Source organism: Escherichia sp. MOD1-EC5950 (genome assembly GCF_002965345.1).
In the GTDB taxonomy this organism is placed as follows: domain Bacteria; phylum Pseudomonadota; class Gammaproteobacteria; order Enterobacterales; family Enterobacteriaceae; genus Escherichia; species Escherichia marmotae.
Map to the genome: position 1 here is coordinate 39,981 of NZ_PTSR01000014.1, position 22,259 is coordinate 62,239.

Genomic DNA, 22,259 nt, shown 5'->3' on the forward strand with positions numbered 1-22,259 from the left:
CTCTCACGCCGGGGCTTCATCGCCCCGGTACTATGAATTGATATGCTCCCGATTACATTGCGCACAAAAATCAGAAACGTTTAACGCAGGCGATTATAGTTACCGACCAGTTCATTATAAGCTTGTAATGATTTCGGATATGAGTCCTCGACCATCCAGCTTGTGTTTGCGTCCTGAAGTTTCTTTTTATCCCAGTCAGAATACGGGACTTTATCTCTGATACGACGAACATATTTTTTAGATGCAATTTGATATCGGTCTGCTGCCCCTGTGAAGAGAGAATTCATACTGTCTTTACTCACTTCTTTGGCTTGCGCCACCAGCGTTTCAAGTTCAGCCACTTTCTTCATTGCCGCTTCTGCATCAAACTTCTCTTGCGATATCAGGTTATTAATTTGTTTCGCTGAAATCATGGCAGCCAGAGAGTAGTAGTGGAATGTTTTCCCTTCTCTTTGTTCAATATTTTTCAGTTCTACAAGCTGACGCTTATCATTAATTTCCTGAATTGCCGCATGATAAGATTCTGCTACAGGTTCAAAGGCTTCAAGATTTTTTAAGAATGTCTGGTGCAGCGTTTTCCCTTTGGCAAACGCATCGTCTTTATAATTTTCCTGGGTGTAATATTTATCCATTTCATTAATAGTATTCCCCAGCGCGACTGCGGTATTAATATAATTCAACGCTACGCCATCAATAGGTTGCAGCTCAGGCGTTAACGCCACAACACTTTTCACGCCTTTTTCGCACTCAGAAAGACTGGATTCACTAATGCCGTAGATGCCATAAACATGACTCTCTTTGCCCGTTGGTCCCTGTTTAAAATCTTTCAGCCAGTCGGCATAACGCGCCAGACTGCGCTGTACCGGGATCTGTAACTTGTTGTAGCACTTGATATAGATATCCATTTTTTCGTCGAAAACCGCTTGTTCATCGACCACCGGTTGCGCAGGTGTTTCAGGTTTAGCTTCTGCTTTTGCAACGGGGGCTTCTGTAGGTTTCGCTTCAGGAGCTGGTGCGGCAGGTTGACTATTGGCGGGCGGGGGAGTTTCTGTTTCGGCTTTTTTATCATCACAGCCAGTGATACCGAGAGCCATTATAGCGACTATAATAGCGGAAGATAATAAATTCCTTTTCATTTAATTGCCTTATGAATAGATAAATAAGAGAGTAAATATAATAAATGAAAAAATAAAATGTCACTACACGCGTTTTGTTTATAAATAAACACATATAATTCACAGAATGAATAAGCTCTGCAATTTAATATATAAATCGCAGAACTTAATTTAATTAACAGTTCAGCCGTTGCGGAGGGGGAGTTTCCTGCTCCCCATTATTTAAGCCCCGATTACATCCCATAACGTTCAGAAATAGCAGCATGCTTCTCTTCATTCGCACCGGCTTCTTTGGCAAGACGCCACCAGCACAACGGATGTTCCCAGTCAGCGGTCAATTCACTCAGGCTCTTATCGATATCACCTTTAGAAACTGAACGCGGTGCACTGATGACAAAGTAGAACGCAGACAGCGGCTGTGCATCTTCTCCCTGATGACTGTCCGTTAACGTATAGTCATCATTACTGTTGCTCCAGTAGTACCAGTTTCGTTCACGGAGCGCCTCACGGAAGGTATTAAACTGTTCTTCACCAGGCATAACACCTTCGCAGAACCAGGACTCGCCGTACCCGGTCGGGATAATGGTTTGCAGGCACCCATAGAGCGGAGTGAAATTCTTCTGCTCTTCTTCGTCTTCTGGTCGGGTATTCAACATTTCCGCATCGAAAACGACAATTTCATCAACATGTTGTGGGAAATCGGTCCGGTAAGTCGGCTCTATAATCCTTGCCGTTACCGGCCCAATCCGCTGGGCATAGTAATAGCGGTATTCGAAGTTTTCCCGGAAACGGATGTTCAATAACCCCCATTTTTCGTCGATAAAACCTTCGCCTTCCGTAAGTTCTATTTCCAGCTCGGCTGCAATAGCACGCACCAGATCCCATTGTTGTAAGATGCTGGCGGTCGCCATGATATCCCACTGGAGATTGCGAATATCTTCTTCACGGCTAATCAAAAGCTGCTGTAATTGCTGTAAATAATCCAGTTGCCGATCCCAGGCATCCTGTTTTTGCGCCGCCCAGGAGCACATACGATAAACGCCTGGCCACTCACGCCCTTTTGCGTTTTTCAGCAATTGTTGACCAATTGTCTCCAGTTCACTCCAGTCTTCCTGTTGGTTGATCACTCGCGCGCGGAACCACAGCGCCATATGTAGCAGCCCCGCCTGTTCATACAGCTTCGCCAGGTGCTCAATGGTTTGCTGATCGCCACGGTTAAGCAACAAATCCAGCAGGTCGAAACAGAGACCGTTATCTTCCTCAATATGACTTTCAACGTAACATTGCAAAAGTTCGATCGACTCATTGATCGCATTACAGGCGTTTAATGCATTGACCAGTTTGCCCAGCAATTCCGCATCATCTGGCGTGTTCAGGTAAGCACGACGGAATACCTCTACGTCTTTTTCTGGATCTGGCTGCGTTTCTTCATCGCTATTTTCAGATGCTTCCACTATCGGGCGAGCAAGCAACTCCGCCTCTTTGGCGGCGATTTTTTCGCTGAGTTCGAGAAATTCACGATCGACACCTAATAACGCGCGTAATTTCGGCATGTGCCGCTGGGCCAGTTTCATCGCCATTTTAGCAACCCAGACAGATTCACGTTCCAGCGCGAGGGTGATTTGCAGTTTTGCCAGATCAACCACTTTGCGGTGCGCCCCAGCCTGCGAACGATGCTCCAGCATTTGTTGGATAATGCGCGCCAGTTGCCAGTGGTTTCTCTGCGGATGGCGAGGAAGCAGTACGGTAATAATCTTTACCCACATGCCCCATGAATAGGGAGTCAGATCTGACCAACGCGGCAATTCCTTCCAGACTTCTTCGTCCTGTCCGCATAACGCCATGATGTACAGTTTTTTCAACTGATAACTGATACGGTCGCGTCCCCAGTAATCATTTTCTTCTGCCAGTTCATCAATCAATTTGCGTGCTTCATCGTAACGCTGAAGGGCAACCAAAATATCGGCACGGGTCGCCAGCAGCGCTTCTAAATATTCACTCCCCGCTGCGTTTACCGCGTCGATTTGCCTGTCGATATAAACCAACGCCTCTTCTGTTTTGTTGGAGTCCACCAGTGCGCTGGCATATTCGCAGGATAAACACATAAAACAGCTCCAGGTCGGATCAATGCGCGCGATGGTCTCTTCACATACCGCCATGCGTTCATTAGCCCAGCCTGGGGCATCTATATTCTCGTAGCAGGCGGATAAATCCTGCGTAACGCAGATAGATTGCGGGCAATCTTTCGCCTCTTCCCGATGTGCTTTTTCAAACAGCGCCACCACATCAGGCAGCACTTTTTCGCCTTCTTCGTGGTTAGTCAGACGATGGCGCATTTCCCAGTGTCCGATAAATATTTCCAGCCACGGATTTTTTGCCACCTGATTAAGTGCTTTCATTTCCGGTAATAATGAATCGCACTTTTCCATTTGCAGATGCAAAACACCTTCTGAAAAATCATCAATAAGTTGCGGAATATATTCTTGCCCGGCATCGCGCAACTCCTGACTATATTTATTGTACCACTCCCATGTATCCATTTTATTTTCCTTGATTAATTAAAACAGGAATAACCTGAGTAAAATCTTCCAGTGCCTGGTGTAAATCCCACTGCTGCTCTTTATTACCGCTGGAACACAAAATCACTTTTAGCGATTTTAATAACCGTAATGCCGCCGCTGGTTGCTGTTGATGTTGTAATGCTGTCACCAGTTGCATGACGCAGGGATTATTAAGGTTGATATACAGACTTGATGTTTTGGTCTTTTGGATTTGCGAAGTAAATTGCCGCGCCAGCATTAACGCCGCGGTGCTGATGCGCTTATCGGCATCATCCTGCTCAAGAATTTGTTTTAATTCCGCTTCCCGGTCTGGCGTGACGACTAACGGTAAAACGGCCGGTTCGAAGCGGGAAATAATTAATTGCTCACCATCGCAGAGCTGCTCTTCCAGATACGCAACCTGCTCTTCGGGCAACTCCGCCAGGCTGAACAACTGCTCATTACCCGTTTGCGTACCGACTTCGATAATCCGGCAGTGATATAACAGCGCCCAACGGCGTAAAAATGGCACCACGGCATAGCGATCGCCACGCGCAACGGGTCGTTGCAGAATGTGGAACAACATCTCTTCAAAACCGCCGTCGCGGCTTAACAGAATATGAATGCTGTTATTGATGCGTAAATCTTTCGCCAGCAACGCTCCTTTTGAGGTTGGCACCTGCAAACGGTCTTTCAGCAAATCAAACAGACGATCATCACACAATGCCGCACCCAGTAACGCCTCGTTATGGCGCATTAATACCCGTCGCCATATTTCTGGCTGGTTTTGTGCGAGATCGGACAAACCAGAGATCAGCGACTCTTTTAACGCCTCCTGCACCGCAACCCAGGTTTCATCTCGCTGAAGATCTTCCCGGCTCGCCGTCGGCGTCAGTTTCGATGATTCAATCACACCGCCAATAAAACCGGCCCAGGGCGGTAACAGCTCACGCGCTTCGTCATCGAGTAACATGCCGCGCAAAAACAACGACAGGTTGCGGTTATCGCTGGTGCCATAAGTTGCACCATCCTGAATCCATAAAATCCCGACGGCATCGCTCATCCCCGCCGGTACTACCGGAATGGTACAAATCGGTTCGAAGGAGGATTCAAACTGGGCGGCAAAGGCGAGATTTTTACGCTGCACCAACGCGCGGTGCATGGTTACGCCTTCGGGGGCAACTTCACGCCACGGCGGCTGGAGTTTATTCACCGGCTCGCTGGCATCGCCCACATAGACCGGCTCGTGCAGCAATATGCAGTAGCGGGAAAGAACGCGGTTCAGCAAATTGTTACTCGCCAGATGGCTGTACTCTTCTTTGAGCGTCAGAATGACCTGCGTACCCGGAGCCGAGTTTTGATGCGGGGTAACGGTGTATTTTTGCCCGTCGGTAGAGTGGTATTTCCAGCTCTGATCCGGCGTTTGCCAGGATGTGGTCAACACCGTGACCTCTTTTGCCAGCACAAAGGCCGACAAAAAGCCGAGGCCGAACATGCCAATGAGTCCCGTATCGTCATCCTGCTGGCGTAACATTCGGGTATAACCCACACCAACCGTTGCCAGAAAGCCATGAATTTCACTTTCCGTCAGGCCTGCGCCGGTATCGCTAATGGTGATGGTGGACTTCGCCACGTCAGCTACCACACGGATTAGATTGTCCTTTGGTGCATCAGGTTGCTCAATCCTGCGACGCACAATTGCATCATGCCCGTTCTGCACCAGTTCGCGCACGGCAACCACAGGTGTGGAGTAAAGATGCTTGCTGAGCACCTCAATTAAGCCGTTTAAATTAACTTCTGTTGAATATGAACTGCCTGGTAACTGTAATGTACTCATTTTTCAATACTCATAATCCATCACCCACTATTGAAAATACATTGAGGTTGACAACAAACACGAAATTGCCTGATGCGCTGCGCTTATCAGGCCTACGGAATTCATTAAATCTGTACGATTTACAGGTCGGATGAGGCGTTTTCGCCGCATCCGACAAAAATATTTTGCATTTTGTCAGTAATACTTATTGCTGTTTTTAATGCTGGAATAAAATTGTTGTTTCCCTTTACTCATTAGTTACACGTTTTTATTTATTGATACGATGATTAGTTCAAAACGTCCATATAAATAAAATCATTAATTCATCACGTAACGTGAGAGAAGTATATCTTTAACCGCCGGAGTTAACGAGTATATTTACTACAAATAAACAGTAATTATATTTAAATGCTGAATAATATGTTGAGGATTATTTAATAAAAAAATAAAACCGCAACCCGTAATCAGAATTGCGGTATTTTTTAATGATGAATTAAACGCTGAGGATGGGTATAAACCGTTGCCCTGCCTGGCTTACAAAAGCCCACTAATGTCAGGTTACAACGCTCAGCAACTTCCACCGCCAACGTTGTCGCGGCAGACACCGCAAACAAAATCTCTACGCCGCACATCGCTGACTTTTGTACCATTTCATAACTGGCACGACTGGAAACCAGCACCGCACCTTGCAGCCAGCTTTCGCCTTCCCGCGCCCGGCGACCCAGCAGTTTATCCAACGCTACATGGCGACCCACGTCTTCATGTCCGCCCACCAGTTCACCAGAAGGCAGCATCCAGGCGGCGGCGTGCGTACAACCGGTCAATTGCCCCACGGGCTGGAAGTCATTGAGATGACGTAATGCGTCATCCAGTTTGTTGAGATCAAAGGTCTGGGTGAACGGCAGTGGCTGCACCGGTTTACCAATGTCATTAAGTTGCTCTACGCCACAGACACCACAGCCCGTGCGCCCGGCCAGCGCCCGGCGGCGCTCTTTCAGCCCCATAAAGCGGCGGCTGGAAAGCTCGATTTGCACTTCAAGACCGTTACAGGAAGGAACAACGTCCATACCGAAGATATCACGCGGGTTTTCGATAATTCCTTCTGAAAGCGAAAAACCGAGCGCAAAGAGCTCAAGGTCTTTTGGCGAGGCCATCATCACCACATGCGAAATACCGTTGTAGACCAACGCAACGGGAACTTCTTCCGCGACTTCATCAAGCCGGGAATGTTGTAAATCATCACGCCGCCATAACTCAATTTGACGCATCCCTGTGATATTTGTCACATTTTCGATTTCTTTTTGCTGTGTTTTTTTCACTTTCTCTTAACCAGATAAGAACACACACACCAAGATTATGGTATTCTGTTACAAACCCTTCCTGGATGGAGGGAAATTGAGCCAATTCTGGACCTTTGCGGCCTCTTCCGCAAAGAAAAATAACTCCCACTCCCTGCACGCGCAGCAAGCGAATGTAAATGGGACGTGACAATGTCGAAACAAGGAGCAATCCATGCAGGTCAGCAGAAGGCAGTTCTTTAAGATCTGCGCTGGCGGTATGGCAGGCACCACGGCAGCGGCACTGGGTTTTGCACCCAGCGTAGCACTCGCGGAGACAAGGCAGTATAAACTGCTGCGCACCCGCGAAACCCGTAATACCTGCACCTATTGTTCTGTTGGTTGTGGGCTGCTGATGTACAGCCTCGGTGACGGAGCAAAAAACGCCAAAGCATCTATCTTCCATATCGAAGGTGACCCGGATCACCCGGTCAACCGCGGTGCGCTTTGTCCGAAAGGCGCTGGCCTGGTGGATTTCATCCACTCCGAAAGCCGTCTGAAGTTCCCGGAATACCGTGCACCTGGTTCTGATAAATGGCAGCAAATCAGTTGGGAAGAGGCGTTTGATCGCATCGCCAAACTGATGAAAGAAGACCGCGATGCTAACTACATTGCGCAAAACGCCGAAGGCGTGACTGTTAACCGCTGGCTCTCCACCGGGATGCTGTGTGCTTCCGCGTCGAGTAACGAAACCGGCTATTTAACGCAAAAATTCTCGCGCGCGCTGGGTATGCTCGCGGTCGACAACCAGGCGCGTGTCTGACACGGACCAACGGTAGCAAGTCTTGCTCCAACATTTGGTCGCGGTGCGATGACCAACCACTGGGTCGACATCAAGAACGCCAACCTTGTTGTGGTGATGGGCGGTAATGCCGCTGAAGCTCACCCGGTCGGATTCCGCTGGGCGATGGAAGCCAAAATTCACAACGGCGCGAAGCTGATTGTGATCGATCCTCGCTTTACGCGTACGGCAGCGGTGGCTGACTACTATGCCCCTATTCGTTCCGGTACTGACATTGCTTTCCTGTCAGGCGTATTGCTGTACCTGCTGAACAATGAAAAATTCAACCGCGAATACACCGAAGCCTATACCAACGCCAGCCTGATCGTGCGTGAGGATTACGGCTTTGAAGATGGCCTGTTCACCGGCTACGACGCGGAAAAACGCAAGTACGATAAGTCTAGCTGGACTTATGAACTGGACGAAAACGGCTTTGCCAAACGCGATACCACGTTGCAACACCCACGTTGCGTATGGAACCTGCTGAAACAGCACGTTTCCCGTTATACGCCAGATGTGGTTGAAAACATTTGTGGTACGCCAAAAGACGCGTTCCTGAAAGTCTGCGAATACATCGCAGAAACCAGTGCTCACGATAAAACCGCCTCGTTCCTCTACGCGCTCGGCTGGACGCAACACTCCGTTGGTGCACAGAACATCCGCACGATGGCGATGATCCAGTTGCTGCTCGGCAATATGGGGATGGCAGGCGGTGGCGTTAACGCCCTGCGCGGTCACTCCAACATTCAGGGGCTGACGGATCTGGGGCTGCTGTCGCAGAGCCTGCCGGGTTACATGACGCTACCGAGCGAGAAGCAAACCGATTTGCAAACCTACCTCGCCGCCAGCACGCCGAAACCGCTGCTGGAAGGTCAGGTCAACTACTGGAGCAACTACCCGAAATTCTTCGTCTCGATGATGAAAGCATTCTTTGGCGATAAAGCAACGGCGGAAAATAGCTGGGGCTTTGACTGGTTGCCGAAGTGGGATAAAGGCTACGACGTCCTGCAATACTTCGAGATGATGAAAGAGGGCAAGGTCAATGGCTATATCTGCCAGGGCTTTAACCCGGTTGCCTCATTCCCGAACAAAAACAAAGTGATCGGTTGTCTGTCGAAACTGAAGTTCCTCGTGACCATCGACCCGCTGAACACTGAAACCTCTAACTTCTGGCAGAACCACGGTGAGCTGAACGAAGTCGATTCTTCGAAGATCCAGACCGAAGTGTTCCGTCTGCCATCGACCTGCTTCGCGGAAGAAAACGGTTCTATCGTTAACTCCGGTCGCTGGTTGCAGTGGCACTGGAAAGGCGCGGACGCCCCGGGGATTGCGCTGACTGATGGCGAAATCCTTTCCGGTATCTTCCTGCGCTTGCGCAAGATGTATGCCGAACAGGGCGGCGCAAATCCGGATCAGGTGCTGAACATGACCTGGAACTACGCCATTCCGCATGAGCCATCTTCAGAAGAAGTGGCGATGGAGAGCAACGGTAAGGCGCTGGCCGATATTACCGACCCGGCAACCGGAGCGGTCATTGTTAAAAAAGGCCAACAACTTAGCTCGTTTGCCCAACTGCGTGATGACGGAACAACCTCCTGTGGCTGCTGGATTTTCGCCGGTAGCTGGACGCCGGAAGGCAACCAGATGGCGCGTCGTGATAACGCCGATCCGTCTGGCCTCGGTAACACGTTGGGCTGGGCATGGGCATGGCCGCTTAACCGCCGCATTCTGTATAACCGCGCCTCCGCAGACCCGCAGGGTAACCCGTGGGATCCGAAGCGTCAGTTGCTGAAATGGGACGGCACCAAGTGGACCGGCTGGGATATTCCAGACTACAGCGCAGCGCCTCCGGGCAGCGGCGTCGGGCCGTTTATCATGCAGCAGGAAGGCATGGGTCGTCTGTTTGCCCTCGATAAAATGGCGGAGGGTCCGTTCCCGGAACACTACGAGCCGTTTGAAACGCCGCTGGGGACTAACCCGCTGCATCCAAACGTTATCTCAAACCCGGCTGCGCGTATCTTTAAAGATGACGCTGAAGCATTAGGTAAAGCCGATAAGTTCCCGTATGTCGGAACCACCTATCGTCTGACCGAGCATTTCCACTACTGGACTAAACACGCGCTGTTGAACGCGATTTTGCAGCCAGAGCAGTTTGTGGAAATCGGTGAGTCGCTGGCGAACAAACTTGGCATTGCCCAGGGCGATACCGTGAAAGTCTCCTCCAACCGCGGCTATATCAAAGCCAAAGCAGTGGTGACCAAACGTATTCGCACGCTGAAAGCGAACGGCAAAGATATCGATACCATCGGTATTCCGATTCACTGGGGCTATGAAGGCGTAGCGAAAAAAGGCTTTATTGCCAATACGTTGACGCCATTCGTCGGTGATGCGAACACGCAGACGCCGGAGTTTAAATCCTTCCTCGTGAATGTGGAAAAGGTGGATACCTAATAGATTTCAGATTGCAGGGAGCTGGCAACGCCATGAAGACCGGGAGCAGAAACACTATGTGACCGGGATGAATAAGGAAGCCAGCGAACCTGCAAGCTGAAAGATGAAGGGTACGGAGACGAAATATGGCTTACCAATCTCAAGATATCATTCGTCGTTCCGCGACTAACGGTCTGACCCCCGCCCCTCAGGCGCGGGATTTCCAGGAAGAAGTGGCGAAACTCATCGACGTCACCACCTGTATCGGCTGTAAAGCCTGTCAGGTGGCGTGTTCAGAGTGGAACGACATTCGCGATACCGTCGGCAATAACATTGGGGTGTATGACAACCCTAATGATTTAAGCGCCAAATCGTGGACGGTGATGCGCTTCTCGGAAGTGGAGCAAAACGACAAACTGGAATGGCTGATCCGCAAAGACGGCTGTATGCACTGTTCCGATCCAGGCTGCCTGAAAGCGTGCCCGGCGGAAGGGGCAATTATTCAGTATGCCAACGGTATCGTCGACTTCCAGTCCGAGCAGTGCATTGGCTGCGGTTATTGTATCGCGGGCTGTCCATTCGATATTCCTCGCCTCAATCCGGAAGACAACCGCGTCTACAAATGCACGCTGTGCGTAGACCGTGTAGTGGTTGGGCAAGAACCGGCCTGCGTGAAGACCTGCCCGACAGGCGCGATTCACTTCGGTACGAAAGAGTCGATGAAAACGCTGGCGAGCGAGCGCGTGGCTGAGCTGAAAACCCGCGGTTACGACAATGCAGGTCTGTACGATCCGGCTGGCGTCGGTGGTACACACGTGATGTATGTGTTGCACCATGCTGACAAGCCGAATCTGTATCATGGCTTGCCGGAAAATCCGGAAATCAGCCAAACCGTAAAATTCTGGAAAGGCATCTGGAAACCGCTCGCGGCTGTTGGCTTTGCGGCTACCTTTGCGGCCAGTATCTTCCACTACGTGGGTGTCGGTCCGAACCGTGCGGATGAGGAAGAGAATAATCTGCACGAAGAGAAAGACGAGGAGCGCAAATGAAACGACGTGACACCATCGTGCGCTACACCGCACCGGAACGTATCAACCACTGGATCACCGCCTTCTGCTTCATCCTGGCGGCGGTAAGCGGGATGGGATTTTTGTTCCCCTCTTTCAACTGGTTGATGCAAATCATGGGCACGCCGCAACTGGCGCGAATTCTGCACCCGTTTGTTGGCGTGGTTATGTTTGCCTCGTTCATCATCATGTTTTTCCGTTACTGGCATCACAACCTAATCAATCGGGATGATATCTTTTGGGCGAAGAATATTCGTAAGATCGTCGTCAACGAGGAAGTAGGTGACACCGGGCGTTATAACTTCGGTCAGAAATGCGTTTTCTGGGCGGCAATTATTTTCCTGGTCCTGCTGCTGGTGAGCGGTGTGATTATCTGGCGTCCTTATTTTGCGCCTGCTTTCTCAATCCCGGTGATCCGATTCGCGTTAATGCTGCATTCATTTGCCGCAGTGGCGTTAATTGTGGTTATCATGGTGCATATCTACGCCGCCCTTTGGGTGAAAGGCACGATTACCGCCATGGTGGAAGGATGGGTTACCAGCGCATGGGCGAAGAAACACCATCCACGCTGGTATCGTGAAGTCCGCAAGACAACGGAAAAGAAAGCTGAATGAGTATTCGCATAATCCCGCAAGATGAGCTGGGTTCGAGCGAGAAACGTACGGCGGATATGATTCCGCCGTTATTGTTCCCTCGGCTCAAAAATTTATACAACCGCCGCGCCGAGCGTCTGCGCGAGCTGGCAGAAAATAATCCGCTGGGTGATTACCTGCGCTTTGCTGCGCTTATCGCCCACGCCCAGGAAGTGGTGCTGTACGACCATCCGCTGGAGATGGATCTGACCACACGCATTAAAGAAGCAAGCGCACAGGGCAAGCCACCGCTGGATATTCACGTACTGCCGCGTGATAAGCACTGGCAAAAACTGCTGATGGCGCTGATTGCTGAACTGAAACCTGAAATGAGCGGTCCGGCGCTGGCTGTGATCGAGAATCTGGAGAAGGCATCGACCCAGGAACTGGAAGATATGGCCAACGCGCTGTTTACCTCTGATTTCTCGTCAGTCAGCAGTGATAAAGCGCCGTTTATCTGGGCCGCGTTGTCGCTCTATTGGGCACAGATGGCTAATCTGATCCCTGGCAAAGCCCGTGCAGAATATGGCGAACAACGTCAGTACTGCCCGGTTTGTGGTTCGATGCCGGTTTCCAGCATGGTGCAAATCGGCACGACTCAGGGCCTGCGTTATCTGCACTGCAACCTGTGCGAAACCGAATGGCACGTGGTGCGCGTAAAATGCAGCAACTGCGAACAGAGCGGTAAACTGCACTACTGGTCGCTGGATGACGAACAGGCTGCAATTAAAGCCGAAAGCTGTGATGACTGCGGCACTTACCTGAAGATTCTTTATCAGGAAAAAGATCCAAAAGTTGAAGCTGTGGCGGATGACCTCGCCTCTCTGGTACTGGACGCGCGAATGGAGCAAGAAGGCTACGCCCGCAGTTCCATCAACCCGTTCCTGTTCCCGGGTGAAGGGGAGTAATCTCTGACGTTTTCCGGGGGGCACAGGTCGCCCGGATTACAGTTCATAGGGTGTGACAACACCTGCTATTCCCGCAAAATCTCTCGTATTTCGCGTTACCAGTTCGCAGCCATAAATCTGTGCCGTTGCCAGAATAATGGCATCTGGCTTTTTGATTTTATATTCAAGAATGAAAAAGTCTTTTTGTCATTCCTCATGCACCTTACACGGATTCTTCAACACCTGGCGCCTCCCCCTTTTGCCTGCCTCCCTTTGCCTTACGTACCGGAAATTGCTGCCGCTCCAGATATTGCTCCACCGCTTCGCGTAAAATTGCAGATCGTGAAACTTTACGCCAGCCCCTGAGTTTGTTCAGTCTTTTAATTGCCTCTTCTGACAAATGAAGAAAAACCGTATTCATCGCCATCGTTACCACCTAACATATACTGTTAATTAATGTATGAAACTTACACTGGAAAATTAATTAACGAAAGCTGGTTTCCGCATGTGGTTTTGTTTTTACGAGACACTTTCCAGAAACAATGCAACAGTTACAGTTATTTTAATTATTATTAAAAAATCGTTTAGCATCGCCCATGATTGTTTATTACTCTTAATTAGGTCGGATCGCATCCACAGAAAAGCGACAACAAATAATAAGGACGAGTTATGGTGCTATGAATATATTATATTCAAGGATATTTGTTTTTTGACTGGGTCTTCATTTACATCATCAGGATAGTGTACCCGAAAAAGTCAGCGTATTTACCGCATCAGGCTTAAGATAAAATTTATCGCCCATCGCAGACCGGTCAGTGCCGCCACCAACCGGTATTTAATTAAAACGGCCGCCCTACTCTTCTTCGTTCCCGCCCTCTTCATACGGGCCAAATGGCTTCGCGGGCAGAACGATATATGTGCCTTCAAACACCGCGCCTGGCGTATCGTCGCCAAAGATTTCGACCTGCATTTGCACCCGCGCTTTACGCCCGCGCGCCAGACGGTCGAGATCGCCGCTTAACGCACCGAGGTCGGCCACCGCATGAGGTTTGCCGCTAATCGGCTTGCTGTAGCGGATATGCGCATCGGCAAGAATAATCGTTCCGCCGAGGTGGCGTTCGCGCAGCATCAGCCAGATAAGCCCCCAACCGGTGAGCGTTGCCAGAGAGAATAAACTCCCGGCAAACAACGTGTGGTGCGGATTCTGATTGCCGGTTTCCGGCATGGTGGTGATAAATTTTTGCCCGGTATATTGCTGAATGCGCACGCCCATTTTTTCGCTTAACGGGATGTGTTCATACCACGCCTGCTGGAGCTGGGCGCACCAGTCGCCGCGATGCAAAATGTCATCCAGAGTAGCGACGGGTTTAATCATCAGAAAATGGCGAATCGGCGTGGTGGTTGGGGTGGTGATCTCCCCCTGATTCACAAACCCCAGCTTAGCGAAAAACTCCACCGCGTCTTCACGGGCGCTACAGGTCACGCGCTTAACGCCTTCCTGACGCGCTACCGACTCCAGGGTCATCGCCATCAGCGTGCCCAGGCCTTTGTCCTGCACGTCGGGATGAACGGCCATAAAGCGAATGGAGGCTTCGTTATCGGCATTGATATACAGCCGCCCTACTGCCACCAGATTACCCTGCTCGTCGACGACCATCTGGTGATGCGCCATCGCATCCCAGGCGTCGCGTTCAGAACCTTTCGGTTGATGCAGGGGTTTACGCAACATCTCCCAGCGGAATTGATAGTAGCGCTCTAATTCTTCTTCTGTTTGTGGAACCCGAAGGTGATACATAGCGATACTCTCTCTTGTTTCCCGTGACACACCTGGAAGCTGGCTCATACCTGCAACCAGAATGTCACGGGACCATCATTGACCAGCGATACCTGCATATCGGCAGCGAAGCGTCCTGTTTGCGTGTTCATTTCCTGCTGACGGCAGCGTTCGACGAAATAGTCATATAACGCCTCTGCGCGATCCGGTGAAGCGCCTTTGGAGAAGCTGGGGCGCATCCCCCGTTCGGTATCTGCGGCAAGGGTAAACTGGGAAACCACCAGCACACTGCCGCCCGCCTGTTGCACGTTGAGATTCATCTTGCCTTCAGCATCGCTAAAGATGCGATAGCCGAGCACACGCTCACACAGACGGTTTGCTTTCTGTTCGTCATCATCCTTTTCGACACCCAATAACACCAAAAGTCCCGCGCCAATTTCGCCCGTCACTTCTCCCTCCACGGTGACGCTGGCTCGGGTTACGCGTTGAATTAATGCAATCATGGTTCGTCGTCTTCTTCTTGTTCAGCAGCTTGTTTAAGTTTGCGGTATTCCCCGAGAGTGACAGTAATTTCTGCACCAAGCAAGACGATACACCATGTCCAGTAGACCCAGACAAAGAGGATGGGGATCACCGCCAGCACACCGTAAATGAGCTGATATGACGGGAACATGGTGATATAAAGCGCGAAACCTTTCTTTCCTGCTTCGAACAGGAGTGCGGCGACAAACGCGCCGACAATCGCGTCGCGGTTAGGTACGCGGATGGTAGGAACAATGCTGTACAGCAGCCAGAAGGAGATCCACGACAACAACAGCGGAAAAATACGCAGCACATTGTCGATGACAGTATTGAGATCGCTCGCCCAGCGCAGGGAGAGTAGATAGGAGCTGATCGCCAGACTGGCCCCCGCCAGCAGCGGCCCCAGCGTCAGGATCATCCAGTACACAGCAAACGAATAAATTTTGGGGCGTACCCGTTTACTGCGCCAGATGGCATTCAGCGCGCTATCGATGGAGTACATCAACAATAATGCCGTGACGATCAGACCACACGCCCCGACGGCGGTCATCTTGTTGGAGTTGGCAACAAACTGTTCGATATATTGCTGGATAACATCGCCTGTGGCAGGAAGAAAGTTGGCGAAGATAAAATGACGCAACTGAATGCTGACGTCAGAAAACATGGGAAACGCGGCGAAAAGTGCAAAAACAACGGCAACCAGCGGCACTAATGAGAGCAATGACACGTAGGCAAGGTTACCTGCCAGGGTTGTCATGTTGTCCTCATTAATGCGTTGCCAGAGTAGTTTCAGCCAGGCCCATAGCGGACGGGTACGATGCCTGGCTTTTTCATGGATGGTTTTTAGCATAACACCTTCGCGAAATAGTCCGGGATGGTGGTTTTATCTTTCACCAGAATGCTGGTAATACCTAGCTGATTAGCTCCTTCTATATTATCGGCGTTATCGTCGAAAAAGACCGTCTCGTCTGGTGAAAAACCTTCTGCCCGCAAAACATGCTGGTAAATTCGCGCTTCCGGTTTGCGCATACCTAAATCTTGCGACAAGTAGATATGGTCGGCAGCGCTACGGATTTCCGGGTATTCCTCTGGCCAAAAGGTAGTATGCAGGCGGTTAGTATTGGAAAGCACCACCACGCGATGCCCCTGCTCACGCAGTTTATGCATAATGGCGATCACTTCCGGGCGTAGCGCGACAAACACCGCCTGCCAGCCGTGGGAGAACTGTTCGTAACTTAACGGTAAGGCCATCTCATGACACAGCGCCTCAGCGAACTCTTCATCACTAATTTCCCCACGCTCATGCTGATGAAACGCCTCACCCATATGAAAACTCTTCTTAAGCGACGCCAGCGGAATACGCGTTAAATCGCTCCAGGTTCCCAGCACACGGTTAAAGTCGATATCGACAATCACATTACCTAAATCAAAGATATAGAGCATTTTTGCCTCCTTTCACACCACAGGAAATTAACTGTAGCGGGAAAGGATGGGTTTGGCTATGTGGCAATAAGGGTAATCTTGTGACGCTGATTGCGAAAAAGCAGAGTAATTTCACTGACTTTTTCGCATTAGATGAATGGTTAAGATTCAGGCGTAAATTGCCAACGGGTTTCGATGACCAGCGGCTTATCTGGTGTCACAAATTCCGGCGTTAGATTTATTGCGTTAGGTGCCTGAGTAAGCGGGTTAACACAGGTGGCATCAGGCTGTTTATCAAATACAACCAGACTGTTTGCTGAAGAAGTCATGGTCATCGCGAGTTTACCTGGCCACAGTAACTTAACCTTTAACCCGTCATAAAAACCAAAACAGTCATCCCAGGGGCCGACTTGAGGAGAGATGCGATTTCCTGTTGGCAGTTCATCACTACCCGCTTCTTCTTGCCAGTCCGCATCAAAAAGCACCTGCAACGACGCTGTACTTTGCGGAGCCAGCTTTTTCGCAAACCACGGATGCCAGCCCGCAGAGGCCGGGAATGTATCGGCATGTGAATGGATTTCCAGTTGTAAAACCAGCGCATCGTTCTCCAGCAAAAAAGTCTGAATCACTTCCCCTTGCCATGGCCACGGTGAAGCCAGAGGCATACGTAAAGTCAGGGAATCTGTTGTTTTGGCGATAATTTCCCATGTTGAATAGCACGCCATACCATGTAACGCATGTGGTGGTTTATTGGCGGGTAAAGAATAACATTGCCCACCAGCATTCAGCGTCGCGTTCCCCAATCGCCCTGCCCACGGCACCATTGGGAAACAGCCGTACTGAAAAGCTCTGCGTTGCGGCTGCCATTGGCGTAATACTTCACAACCAAATGCCTGTAATGAGGTGATCCTGGCACCATCATGCGGATAAATCTGCAGGCGAATACTGCCTTTTTCCAGCGTCACAGACTCTCCCACAGGCCCAGGCCATGGCGCGTCAAACGCCTGTTGTAGCGCCAGATAATGCTCGTTATTCCGTTCAGTTTTCATGAGATTGTTCCCTGATGTAGCGGTAAGAAGCGGTTTCTTGTTCATCGGTCGGCTCAATCAGCCAGACGCAAACAAAGGAAAGAACTGAGACAGCAAATAAAAACAGAGCGACATACCACGGTTTTCCCCCTCCCAGCGCCAGCAAACTTGAGGCGATAAGGGGGCTTAGTCCGCCAAGTATTGCGGAAAATTGATAGGCAAAAGAAAGACCGGTATATCGTACTTTGGTGCCGAACATGCGGGTGAAAAGTGTCGGCTGCACGGCAAACATCATCGTCGGGCCTAAGTTATAGCCGAGGATCATACTGCACCAGATGATGAGCGTACTTTTACTATCCAGTAATAAGAAGAAAGGAAACGCGAACAGGACACAAAATCCCGCACCTGACAAATACAGACATTTTTGACCTATACGGTCTGATAACCACCCGACCAACGGACAACTGAAAATACCGATCGCCGAGGCAATCAACATGCCCGTCAGAGGAATATCTCGCGATAATGCTAATTGGCTGGAAATATAAACGATACCAAAGGCGTTAATAATATTGGAGGAGACACTCTCTGCCAGCCTCGCGCCCAGCGCTAATAAAATATTTCGCGGATGTTTTTTGAATAATTCAATCAACGGAGGAACGGACTTTTCTTTATTATTCGTCGTTTTTTGCTTTTGAAAATCCAGTGTCTCCTCAGTATGCAGGCGGATAAATAACCCAACGATCAACATCACCGCAGAAAGCCAGAACGGAATACGCCATCCCCAGGAGAGAAACTGTTCCTGAGTCAGTAAATGGTTACAGAGCGCAAAAATACCGGTTGCCAGCATAATCCCCACTGATGCAGCCGTTTGTGGGAGCGAACCTAAAAAACCGCGCCGGGATTCGGGCGCAGATTCAATGGTCATCAATGCCGCTCCGCCATACTCGCCACCAAGACCAAAGCCCTGAATTAAGCGCAGCGCCATTAATATGAGCGGTGCCCAGATCCCAATTTCCTGATACGTCGGAATAAAACCAATCAAAAATGTGGAGCAACCGACAATAGCCAGTGTCCAGATAAGCGTTATTTTTCGCCCAATTTTATCGCCAAAATGGCCAAAGACGATGCCACCTAAGGGACGAGTCAAAAAACCGACACCAAAGGTAGCAAAGGCGGCTATAAGACCTATAAAAGGATCGCTGTTCGGGAAAAAAAGCGGAGCAAATACCAGCCCTGCTGCCGTGCCAAAAATAAAGAAGTCATACCATTCCATCAACGCGCCCGCGAAACTGCCCATTACGACACGTCTCATGGCTTTACCGGAAAGTCCTTCTTGCGGTGTAGGTAACGTTTCAGACATCATTTTCCTCTCCTGGTCGGCGAGAAATTGGGGAATAACCCACTACAAAGTGGGCAGTCTGATAAATACGCGCATCGACCTGATGCCGATACGCGTTATGTTTATTTGTTCAATTCCGCCAGAACTTCCGCGTCTTCGGCATCCACATTCGCCCCCAACGGTTCCCAATTAATCAATACGCAGGTCAGGAATCCCAGGAATGGCACAATTGCCAACCAGTAAAACGCTTCAGTTTTCAACGCACCCCACAGCATCGGCCAGAAAATAAGCCCGGCAATCGCACCGGTGCGCATAATCGCACGGGCAAATCCCACCCCAGTAGGGCGAATAGCAGGAGGATATGAGAGTGTGGCAATGGTCATGCCCAACCCACCAGGCCCCGCTGAATGGAAGAAAATAATTGATCCCAACAACCCTAAAGACAGCCAGGGATTAGTCGTCGCCAGTGCGCCTAACGACAGCAATGCTAAGGTCACAACGGCAAATCCATACATGGACTGTCGGCGGGTGCCTAATCGTTGGAGAATAAACGAGCCGATCATCCCGCCGGTTACCCCACAAAGGGCATTCACGACGGCAGAACCCGTCAACGCGCCAGTAAGCCCGCCACTTATTATTCCCGCCAGGGTAAGAGGAAGATAAACACCTACAGCGTTATATTGCCACGCCTGCATGGTTGCCACGACACAGCCGAGGATGGTGCGTTTGCGGTAACGATCATTAAATAAGATGCCATATCCACCTCTGTATTTATTCTCTACCTTTTCCGCGGATCTGGCTTCTGCTGTACCCGGTGTCGCAACGCGAGCCTGAACACCGTAACGTTTTCCCAGGATGTCGCATGCTTCCTGGTAACGCCCGACGCGTGCGGCCCACATTGCGGATTCACCGATAAAGACGTAACGCAAAATCATGAAGATGACTGCGAAAATAGCCCCGATGAATATTCCGTAACGCCACAACTGTTCTTCAGCAATACCAGACAGAAGCAGAGGCAAAAGCACCAGATAGACAACGGTAGTTGAAACATACCAGGCCATTTGCCAGAGATTGACCGACGTTCCGGTTTTCTTCGACGTTGAACCACGAAGCTCTGCCACGGCATTGGTTGCCAAAGGGAAGTCGATGCCTAAGCCAAAGCCCATGATGACGCGACACACCAGCACCCACCAGATACTGGGCGCAATAGCCACCGCAGCAGCACCGATGGTGCATAACCCCATGCCAATAATAAATGCTCGCTTTTGCCCAAAGCGGTTGATGACCCGATTCGCTAATAAACCACCTATTAATGCGGCGATTAATACTGAAGCATTAACGGTTGCGGCAAGCCCAGGAGAAATACCAAATTGAGCGGCAATATATTTATTACCAAACCCCACCATCGCCGCCTGATAGGCATCAATCAATATGCCGCCCAAAGCAATAAAAATAACGCCGATACTGGTGTTGATCGCAGAGTTCTTATTAACAATATCAATTACGTCCTGTGGACGACTAATTGAATAAATTGCAGGACTGGTGATTTGACTCATCGCAGTGTCCTTTTTAATTGTTGTAGGGTGGCGCTGACGTAGCGCAGCGCCAGACAGAGATTTAGAAAATCATTCCGGCGCAAATTGCAGCATGACTTTTATGGAGTCATTTTGCTGCGCGCGTTCGAATGCTGCCGCTGCGTCATCAATGGCAAATAAATCGGTAACCAGCTCACTGGTATCAAACCGCCCATCCGCCAGCCATTCGATAACGGCATCGAAATCTTCAGGGATGTACATGCCAGAGTTGAGCAAGTCACGCTCGAAACGTTGCATCATCGGTAGTGGTATTTCACGCGGCCCACTCGGTACGCCCATACACACAACGGTGCCTCCGGCATACACACGGGTACAGGCATCATTAAGCGTGGCCTGCGCTGCAACGACATCAATCGCTCCCGTAAATCGCACATCTGCGGCCAGTTCTCCCGGTGCCCAAACCTCTGCAGCACCCAATTTTAACGCCAGTGCACGTTTGGCCGCGTCAGGTTCAATCACGGTAATCTTTCCTGCCCCCATAATGCGCAGTGCCTGCACAATGGATAAGCCAATTGTTCCAGCACCAATCACCAGTACGCTCTCCAGAGAAGCCTTCGGCATTCGGTTAACACAGTGACGAGCACACGCTGCCGGTTCGGCAAAGGCCAACACTTTTAGCGGTAAAGAGGCTGGTGCGACATGGCAATTACGCGCAGGAACAATGTGCTGTGAGCGAGCAAAGCCCGGCGCGCGAAAACCGGCAACCTGCGGTGGTTCACAAAGATTAAAACGCCCTGCTTTGCAGGCCCGGCATTCCATGCAAGCCATGATGGGATCGACAACCACATGATCGCCCGGCTGTACATGTTTGACGTCGCTACCCACTTCCGTAACACGCGCTGCAATTTCATGACCGGGAACGACTGGCGGTTTGGCAAACGGATGACCGCCTTTCAAAACATGCAGATCCGATCCGCATATCCCGTAGAACACAGGCGCAATCCGTACTTCGTGCGGTTTAAGTTGCTGGTGTGGTACTTCAACATATTGAGTGGTGACTTTCCCAATATCTGAAAATAAAACCTGGGTAATTTTATCCATCATTATTCTCCAGAATCGTTATCCATAGGGAATTAGCGTTGCGCGATACCTTCATCGACAATTTCAGCCAATCGTTGTAAGCGTGGAACGGAGACATCGCGCAGCATAGTTTGTGGATCTTGTGCACCAACAACCGACGCCCAAACCGCTCGTCCTGCCAGGAAGCCAGACGCGCCGCTTTTCATCGCAATACTTACCGCGCGTCCAAAAATATCGGCATCGACGCCAGAAGAAAGAATTACCCACGGCATCTTCATCTGATCGTTAAGTTTCTGGCAGGCGGAAAGTAAGGTTTTTTCATCGCCTTTGCCTCCTAATGGCATCTCGGCTTTGTAAAGATCAGCCTCTGTTCCACCAAGCTCTGCGGCGGCGGCAACAATGGCGCTTTCACGATCAAAGTCCCAACCACGACGAGGTGGACGCACCACAGGCTCAATAATGCTGACCAGCCCGGCACTACGGCAGCGACGAACAAACTTATCGACCATTGCCAGACGTTCCTCTGCAGGTTCATCTTCACGCCAGAGCACAAGTAATTTCATCGCCTTCGCCCCCATTTCACGGGCTTTATGCGGGTCGACGGACATATCTATTTCAACGCTATCAACCGGGATGCCATTACCTGGGATAAAAAGATCGGCAGCGACAATCAGACCGCAAGAATTAGCAACAGCGCCCTGCTCGACAATTTGATCAAGACAAAATTGTTTATCCGCCAGAACGGCAGAAGCATAAGGAGAAAGGATGCGGGTCGCGGCGACTTTAAAATCGGTGAGTACACTGTCGGAGACGGGTTTTGGCTGTCCTGCTGCCGCAAACATCAGACGCATAGCTTCACGCTGATCGACAGCTAACATGGCAAATCCACCACCTGGGCGGGAGATATCTTTCAGCGTAAATGGGGTGAAGTGGGATGACATAGAAACTCCTGTT

General features: G+C 50.3%; 17 protein-coding genes and 2 pseudogenes. 4 read left to right on the forward strand and 15 right to left on the reverse strand.

Annotation, left to right across the window (positions count from 1 at the left end; translation table 11 throughout):
• Positions 1-80: 80 nt before the first annotated feature.
• The 4 genes from BEA93_RS14715 to fdhD form a co-directional block, all read right to left on the reverse strand.
• On the reverse strand, positions 81-1,136 hold the full coding sequence (locus tag BEA93_RS14715) for a YiiG family protein (protein WP_061091184.1): 1,056 nt from the start codon (positions 1,134-1,136) through the stop codon (positions 81-83).
• A gap of 212 nt (positions 1,137-1,348) precedes the next feature.
• Positions 1,349-3,655: a hypothetical protein gene (locus BEA93_RS14720; protein ID WP_105224730.1), complete on the reverse strand. Its 2,307-nt coding sequence runs from the start codon at positions 3,653-3,655 to the stop codon at positions 1,349-1,351.
• 1 nt (position 3,656) lies between these two features.
• Complete coding sequence (locus BEA93_RS14725; protein WP_001517339.1) at positions 3,657-5,492, reverse strand: ATP-binding protein; 1,836 nt, start codon at positions 5,490-5,492, stop codon at positions 3,657-3,659.
• 461 nt (positions 5,493-5,953) lie between these two features.
• On the reverse strand, positions 5,954-6,790 hold the full coding sequence (fdhD, locus tag BEA93_RS14730; RefSeq protein WP_000753581.1) for a formate dehydrogenase accessory sulfurtransferase FdhD: 837 nt from the start codon (positions 6,788-6,790) through the stop codon (positions 5,954-5,956).
• 193 nt (positions 6,791-6,983) lie between these two features.
• Between fdhD and fdnG the strand changes: the two genes are divergently transcribed.
• The 4 genes from fdnG (at position 6,984) to fdhE (ending at position 12,626) form a co-directional block, all read left to right on the forward strand.
• On the forward strand, positions 6,984-10,040 hold the full coding sequence (fdnG, locus tag BEA93_RS14745; protein ID WP_077688246.1) for a formate dehydrogenase-N subunit alpha: 3,057 nt from the start codon (positions 6,984-6,986) through the stop codon (positions 10,038-10,040).
• 125 nt (positions 10,041-10,165) lie between these two features.
• The gene (fdoH, locus tag BEA93_RS14750) at positions 10,166-11,068 is read left to right on the forward strand and encodes a formate dehydrogenase O subunit beta (protein WP_000331381.1); all 903 of its coding nucleotides are present in this window, start codon (positions 10,166-10,168) and stop codon (positions 11,066-11,068) included.
• Complete coding sequence (gene fdoI, locus BEA93_RS14755) at positions 11,065-11,700, forward strand: formate dehydrogenase cytochrome b556 subunit (protein WP_000829020.1); 636 nt, start codon at positions 11,065-11,067, stop codon at positions 11,698-11,700. The genes fdoH and fdoI overlap by 4 nt, the downstream gene beginning before the upstream one ends.
• Positions 11,697-12,626: a formate dehydrogenase accessory protein FdhE gene (gene fdhE / locus BEA93_RS14760; RefSeq protein WP_000027717.1), complete on the forward strand. Its 930-nt coding sequence runs from the start codon at positions 11,697-11,699 to the stop codon at positions 12,624-12,626. The genes fdoI and fdhE overlap by 4 nt, the downstream gene beginning before the upstream one ends.
• A gap of 36 nt (positions 12,627-12,662) precedes the next feature.
• Here fdhE and BEA93_RS14765 read toward each other — a convergent pair.
• The 11 genes and pseudogenes from BEA93_RS14765 to BEA93_RS14815 all read right to left on the reverse strand — a co-directional run.
• Positions 12,663-12,791 (reverse strand): annotated as a pseudogene (locus tag BEA93_RS14765) (PIN domain-containing protein); the annotation flags it as partial.
• Between the two features lie 21 nt (positions 12,792-12,812).
• Positions 12,813-13,032: pseudogene (locus tag BEA93_RS14770) on the reverse strand (CopG family transcriptional regulator).
• A gap of 426 nt (positions 13,033-13,458) precedes the next feature.
• Positions 13,459-14,400, reverse strand: a complete 942-nt coding sequence (fabY, locus tag BEA93_RS14775) for a fatty acid biosynthesis protein FabY (RefSeq protein WP_001517342.1) — start codon at positions 14,398-14,400, stop codon at positions 13,459-13,461.
• Between the two features lie 44 nt (positions 14,401-14,444).
• Entirely contained in the window at positions 14,445-14,882 is a 438-nt protein-coding gene (gene dtd / locus BEA93_RS14780) for a D-aminoacyl-tRNA deacylase (protein ID WP_000560983.1), read from the reverse strand.
• Positions 14,879-15,751: a virulence factor BrkB family protein gene (locus BEA93_RS14785; RefSeq protein WP_000920721.1), complete on the reverse strand. Its 873-nt coding sequence runs from the start codon at positions 15,749-15,751 to the stop codon at positions 14,879-14,881. The genes dtd and BEA93_RS14785 overlap by 4 nt, the downstream gene beginning before the upstream one ends.
• Complete coding sequence (gene yihX / locus BEA93_RS14790) at positions 15,745-16,344, reverse strand: glucose-1-phosphatase (RefSeq protein WP_000965690.1); 600 nt, start codon at positions 16,342-16,344, stop codon at positions 15,745-15,747. Before yihX ends, BEA93_RS14785 begins: the two co-directional genes overlap by 7 nt.
• A 140-nt stretch (positions 16,345-16,484) precedes the next feature.
• On the reverse strand, positions 16,485-17,372 hold the full coding sequence (locus BEA93_RS14795) for an aldose 1-epimerase (protein WP_001517343.1): 888 nt from the start codon (positions 17,370-17,372) through the stop codon (positions 16,485-16,487).
• On the reverse strand, positions 17,362-18,711 hold the full coding sequence (locus BEA93_RS14800; protein ID WP_010376781.1) for an MFS transporter: 1,350 nt from the start codon (positions 18,709-18,711) through the stop codon (positions 17,362-17,364). Before BEA93_RS14800 ends, BEA93_RS14795 begins: the two co-directional genes overlap by 11 nt.
• Positions 18,712-18,812: 101 nt before the next feature.
• The gene (locus tag BEA93_RS14805; RefSeq protein WP_000078427.1) at positions 18,813-20,246 is read right to left on the reverse strand and encodes an MFS transporter; all 1,434 of its coding nucleotides are present in this window, start codon (positions 20,244-20,246) and stop codon (positions 18,813-18,815) included.
• 69 nt (positions 20,247-20,315) lie between these two features.
• Entirely contained in the window at positions 20,316-21,326 is a 1,011-nt protein-coding gene (locus BEA93_RS14810; RefSeq protein WP_000357978.1) for a zinc-dependent alcohol dehydrogenase, read from the reverse strand.
• Between the two features lie 32 nt (positions 21,327-21,358).
• Positions 21,359-22,246, reverse strand: coding sequence for an aldolase (locus BEA93_RS14815; protein ID WP_000094553.1), 888 nt, complete (start codon positions 22,244-22,246; stop codon positions 21,359-21,361).
• Positions 22,247-22,259: the final 13 nt, after the last annotated feature.

Coding starts and splice junctions, on each gene's coding strand:
- BEA93_RS14715 (WP_061091184.1), bottom strand. CDS start 1,136: ATGAAAAGGAATTTATTATCTTCCGCTATTATAGTCGCTATAATGGCT.
- BEA93_RS14720 (WP_105224730.1), bottom strand. CDS start 3,655: ATGGATACATGGGAGTGGTACAATAAATATAGTCAGGAGTTGCGCGAT.
- BEA93_RS14725 (WP_001517339.1), bottom strand. CDS start 5,492: ATGAGTACATTACAGTTACCAGGCAGTTCATATTCAACAGAAGTTAAT.
- fdoH (WP_000331381.1), top strand. CDS start 10,166: ATGGCTTACCAATCTCAAGATATCATTCGTCGTTCCGCGACTAACGGT.
- fdoI (WP_000829020.1), top strand. CDS start 11,065: ATGAAACGACGTGACACCATCGTGCGCTACACCGCACCGGAACGTATC.
- fdhE (WP_000027717.1), top strand. CDS start 11,697: ATGAGTATTCGCATAATCCCGCAAGATGAGCTGGGTTCGAGCGAGAAA.
- fabY (WP_001517342.1), bottom strand. CDS start 14,400: ATGTATCACCTTCGGGTTCCACAAACAGAAGAAGAATTAGAGCGCTAC.
- dtd (WP_000560983.1), bottom strand. CDS start 14,882: ATGATTGCATTAATTCAACGCGTAACCCGAGCCAGCGTCACCGTGGAG.
- BEA93_RS14785 (WP_000920721.1), bottom strand. CDS start 15,751: ATGCTAAAAACCATCCATGAAAAAGCCAGGCATCGTACCCGTCCGCTA.
- yihX (WP_000965690.1), bottom strand. CDS start 16,344: ATGCTCTATATCTTTGATTTAGGTAATGTGATTGTCGATATCGACTTT.
- BEA93_RS14795 (WP_001517343.1), bottom strand. CDS start 17,372: ATGAAAACTGAACGGAATAACGAGCATTATCTGGCGCTACAACAGGCG.
- BEA93_RS14800 (WP_010376781.1), bottom strand. CDS start 18,711: ATGTCTGAAACGTTACCTACACCGCAAGAAGGACTTTCCGGTAAAGCC.
- BEA93_RS14805 (WP_000078427.1), bottom strand. CDS start 20,246: ATGAGTCAAATCACCAGTCCTGCAATTTATTCAATTAGTCGTCCACAG.
- BEA93_RS14810 (WP_000357978.1), bottom strand. CDS start 21,326: ATGGATAAAATTACCCAGGTTTTATTTTCAGATATTGGGAAAGTCACC.
- BEA93_RS14815 (WP_000094553.1), bottom strand. CDS start 22,246: ATGTCATCCCACTTCACCCCATTTACGCTGAAAGATATCTCCCGCCCA.